The organism is Legionella rubrilucens, assembly GCF_001468125.1.
GTDB lineage: Bacteria > Pseudomonadota > Gammaproteobacteria > Legionellales > Legionellaceae > Legionella_C > Legionella_C rubrilucens.
In genome coordinates this window covers 643,503-647,792 of sequence record NZ_LNYT01000007.1, presented here as the reverse complement: position 1 = coordinate 647,792, position 4,290 = coordinate 643,503, and the positions used below count along the sequence as shown (strand labels likewise).

Sequence of the window (4,290 nt, the reverse complement as noted above, 5' to 3'; positions counted from 1 at the left end):
GCCTCCTTCGCTCCCCATTTCAACCAACTCTTTACCGCCTTCACACGCGCCACACAATCACTCGCCATCGTCGAAGACAGCAGCGTCCATCAACGCAAAAACCTCTTAACCCCTCTCAAACAAACCACCCTCAAACTCACTCAGAACACCACTAACAACAACAATAACAACAATCCCGAACCCAAACCCATTCCCGCCTCCCAGCAGGACTGGATTAACGAAGCCAATAAACTCAAACACTTGGGCAAATCCGAACAGGCTAAAGCCATTGAACAGCAGTTCACCCAGAGGACCGTTGAGCAATCTGCCAATAAACAAAACACCACTCTCCCGCTGCAAAAGATTAACCAAATCAGCAAAAAAGCGGGGAAAAAACCAGTCCCCGCCCCGACAATCAGAGAACTCGCGCCCGAAACACTGGTCATGGCGCTGGTGACCGCGGCGAAAGAAAAAAAGGTGTTTAATCATGAACGGCTCGCTAACCCCGCCGAGCTTGAAAAAATTTGGTTGACCATCCCTATCCCAACCCGCAAACGACACTACTCCAATTTGTTCATCTACTCGCTTCACCATTACAACAAATTGAAGAAAGCCTTAGGCTCTGTCTCACTGGATGCCATTTATAAAAAACTGTTTACGGTTAAAACATTATCACTAACCGTCAATACGTTTGGGCTTGAACGTTCGCTTTTGCATTTTCTATGCGATAACAATATCACAGCGACCATTTTGCATCATCAATTAAAACATACCCCAGCCCTTTTAGAGGCTATTCCCACGTCATTATGGATTGCCAAATCAGCGCATGGGCCAGTGAATACCTCGCTGCTTTTTCGCTTAACGCTAAGCTGCCCTGACATTCTTGAACTCATGGTGCAAACCAATAAGGGTGAAGCCCTGGAAAAAATTCCCCTGATGGAATGGTTTGAAGAATACACCATCGCAGAGGGGTTCCTAATGACTCCCTGGGTTTCACTGATGCTTAACCTGTTTAAAGCCAATCCCGATTCACAGGATATTGACGGGCGTGCTTGGGTAATCTACAACAAAATTTGCTTCCAGAGCAGTTCAGTCCCCTCCTTTACGCCTGAACAATTATGCCGTGAAAATTTTTTAGTCATCAGCGATGAGACCAGGTATTGCATTACCCTGCTCCATGCGCTGCTTTTTACCCGCGAAGGATGCAACCTGCTGAAACGATGGCTTGATAAAAATCCGGAGTCCTTGGCTAAAATTCCTCTCGAATTCTGGCTTAAAGAAACCCATCTGTTCAATCAGACGCTTACTCCACTTGAAAGCCTGGCCATTGAAGGCAGCCCGATTTTAGAGAGGCTTCTGCAGCAATACCCGGAGTTGCCTTTCAAAATCAAACCGGAAATCCTTTACCGGCAAGGCCATAAAGGATCAATGATTCAATGCTTGGCCGCCGATCAAAACCTGCATTTTCTTACCCGTATACTCACTGAAAATCCCAAATTAATTGCACAAATCCCTGCGAACGCGTGGTATCACCCCGATGACGTGCAAGAAACCACACCGCTTTACTGGCTTGCAAGCACAGCAACAGGACGTCCCCTTTTCCAGTTCTTATTGGAACAGCATCCTGCCCTCATTAACCAGATTCCCCCGTCAGTCTGGCATGAAAAGCCAGGGAAACCCGTTGCCAATCACCACCGGGAAAAATGCGTGCTGCTTTGCTTACTTCAAGATCCGAAAAGCTATAAAATACTGGACTTGCTCGCTGATAAACTGATAGACAGTGTTTCCGTCGATAAATGGCATAAGCTGATTAAGCCCGTTATCGGGGACGTATTAAAATATCTTGGCGGTGATTCTCAGGATGGGAGGGTTTTCTTTGTCAAATTAGCCAACAAATTAAATGACACCCTGCTTAAACAAGGCATTCCTCTAAAACCGCTGGAAGAACTGCTTTTCAAAAACAAAAAACCGCCCGCCGAGACCGGCTCGCATTCGCCGCAGTTTTTCTCCCCGGCCCCTTCGTCCAAAGAGGAAGAAGCACCATCCAAAACCATGGAATGGCAAAACCAATAGCCGGTTTAACCCAGGCGACGGCTGGCTGCCGCGAAATTGCGTGATTTTCTAGGCGGCGCCGGCGGTTGGGTCAAAATGGCCAGAGCCTGGACGGCATCGGGTTGGCCAGCGCGTGCGGCACGGTTAATCCACACCCAGGCTTTTTTGCGATCTTCAACCACGCCCTGCCCGTAATAGTACATGTAGCCAATGGCGTATTGGGCATCGGGTTGGCCTTTTAAGGCTTCGGGTTTTAAGCGGATAAAGGCGGCGCGGTAATCCTCTGCTTTAAAACTGGCGATGCCGCGGTATAAATTGGTGTAATTGACACAGGCGGCTAAAGACAAGCTTAACAACAGGGTCATAGCCGCACGAAAACCTGCCCGCATACGTTATTCCTCTAGTAAAGGCTTCGCCGGTTCTTCGAAGCGCAATTCATTCTTAGGCAAACTTAAACTCTCAAGTGTACCATTATGCAAAACGACTATGCCATCTTTGCCGATGCGTTTAATCACGGCGCCGCCAGGCAACGTATCCCCCACCCGGTAAGACTTTTCCTCACCGCCCGCCGCCCGCAGCAGCACCTGCGAATCATCCGGTTGCGTGGAATACATAATTCCGACAATGTCCACATCAAGCATTGACTGCTTGATGGTTTCATCCGCCATATTCACCGGCACATAATCACCGAACAGAGCTGCCGTAAACACCGGCGAATGGGCAGTAATGGATTGTTCTGCAACCACCAGCGCTGGATCGGTACGCAGGGGTTGGGCATCCAGCGGTTTGAAGAGTCCATAAATCTCAAACAGGGTGAACAGGGCGAAGAGAGCCACAATCGCCATGGCGATGGGCTTTTCGTAATTTTTTAATGGTAGAAACGATAATTCGCTGGCTTTCATGCTAAGTTACAGGGATCAATCTACAATAATCAGAGAAGCAATCTGCTAAAGTTAGCATGGTTTTTGCCTGCGACTATAGCGTTTCGGTAAAATTTTCTAACAAAAGGACTTGCAAGATGCAACAACAGGAACAACCGCATGTGCAATTAGCCGCGATGTCCCGCTGGTATGTTGTCTCCCGCGCGATTCATACCGTAGCGAAGCTGGGTGTCGCCAACCATATGTCGTCTGAGCCTACCCATGTCAGCACCCTGGCCGAGGCGACAGGTACCCAGCCTGAACTGCTCGATCGCATGCTTCGGTTTCTCTCAGCTTACCAGCTCTTTCATCATCACGATGGCGCTTACTCGCTGACCGAGTTGTCCAAACCGCTTCGCGATGATGATCCCTGCTCCATTCGTGATGTCCTGTGCATGGTGGATGACAGTTGGTGGCAAGCCTTTTCCTCCCTTGACCAGAGCTTGAAAACCGGAGAAGCCGGTTTTCACGAGCAGCATGGCGACGATTTCTTTCATTTTTTAAGCCAGCACCCTGAAAAACAGCGTAATTTCGATCGCGGCATGGCTAAATTGTCGACTTACGATGACAATGCCATTGCCAGGGCTTATGATTTTTCCGCTTTCCACACCTTGACCGACATGGGCGGTGGATTAGGCGGTCTCGCCAGAGCCATCGCCTTGAAGCATCCCGAAGTCAACGTCATTCTCTTTGACTCCCCACAAGTCATTGACCAGCTCAACGCCAATGATTTTCCCGCTAATCTGCAACGGCAGGGAGGCGATTTCCTTAAAACCATCCCTAAAGCCGACGCTTACCTTTTTAAGGGGGTATTGCACGATTTCAATGACGACATGATGCATCAGATTTTAAGCAATTGCCGCCGGCAAATGCCCGCAGAGGCCATGTTGTTTATTGCCGAACAGGTCCTGCCGGACAATGACCTGCCGCATCCGAACAAGACGATGGACATCGTCATGATGGCCCTCTTAGGCGGCAGGCAGCGCACGCTGAGTGAATGGCAGAAACGCATCGAGCCATCGGGCTTTCGTTATGTGGATCATTATAAAACAGACAGTATTTTTTCATTGATGGCGTTTAAGCCTATTAAATGAGGTAAGTACCCCACTCTGCAAGACGCTTTCAAGCAGCAGGCTGGTGCAGCGCAATTGATTTTTCAATACAAACTGATTAATATTCACCCATTTTGAATATTGAGAATCAATTCGTGCAAAAAGTATTATATTGGCAGGAAGTAGTAGGGGACAGCGATTATTTAATTCAGTACAGGGACGTCGTCAGCAAGCTGTTAAACGGGGACTACAAAGAAGCGGACCTGGAAAAGTTAGCCGGCCACAAT

At 48.6% G+C, this 4,290-nt stretch carries 4 protein-coding genes; 2 read left to right on the top strand and 2 right to left on the bottom strand.

The window, feature by feature from the left end:
• Window positions 1-2,052 (top strand): hypothetical protein (locus Lrub_RS06450; protein ID WP_193392350.1); only part of this gene is annotated, 2,052 nt, incomplete at its 5' end.
• 5 nt (window positions 2,053-2,057) lie between these two features.
• Here the strand turns inward: Lrub_RS06450 and Lrub_RS06445 are convergent.
• On the bottom strand, window positions 2,058-2,420 hold the full coding sequence (locus Lrub_RS06445) for an SEL1-like repeat protein (RefSeq protein WP_058531346.1): 363 nt from the start codon (window positions 2,418-2,420) through the stop codon (window positions 2,058-2,060).
• A 3-nt stretch (window positions 2,421-2,423) separates the two neighbouring features.
• The gene (locus Lrub_RS06440; protein WP_058531345.1) at window positions 2,424-2,933 is read right to left on the bottom strand and encodes a type II secretion system protein N; all 510 of its coding nucleotides are present in this window, start codon (window positions 2,931-2,933) and stop codon (window positions 2,424-2,426) included.
• 116 nt (window positions 2,934-3,049) lie between these two features.
• Between Lrub_RS06440 and Lrub_RS06435 the strand changes: the two genes are divergently transcribed.
• Window positions 3,050-4,045 carry a methyltransferase gene (locus tag Lrub_RS06435; protein ID WP_058531344.1) on the top strand — a complete coding sequence of 332 codons (996 nt, stop codon included), beginning with the start codon at window positions 3,050-3,052 and terminating at the stop codon, window positions 4,043-4,045.
• Window positions 4,046-4,290: the final 245 nt, after the last annotated feature.

Excerpts from the sequence above, each read along its gene's own strand:
- Lrub_RS06435 (WP_058531344.1), top strand. The coding sequence starts at position 3,050 with ATGCAACAACAGGAACAACCGCATGTGCAATTAGCCGCGATGTCCCGC.
- Lrub_RS06445 (WP_058531346.1), bottom strand. The coding sequence starts at position 2,420 with ATGCGGGCAGGTTTTCGTGCGGCTATGACCCTGTTGTTAAGCTTGTCT.
- Lrub_RS06440 (WP_058531345.1), bottom strand. The coding sequence starts at position 2,933 with ATGAAAGCCAGCGAATTATCGTTTCTACCATTAAAAAATTACGAAAAG.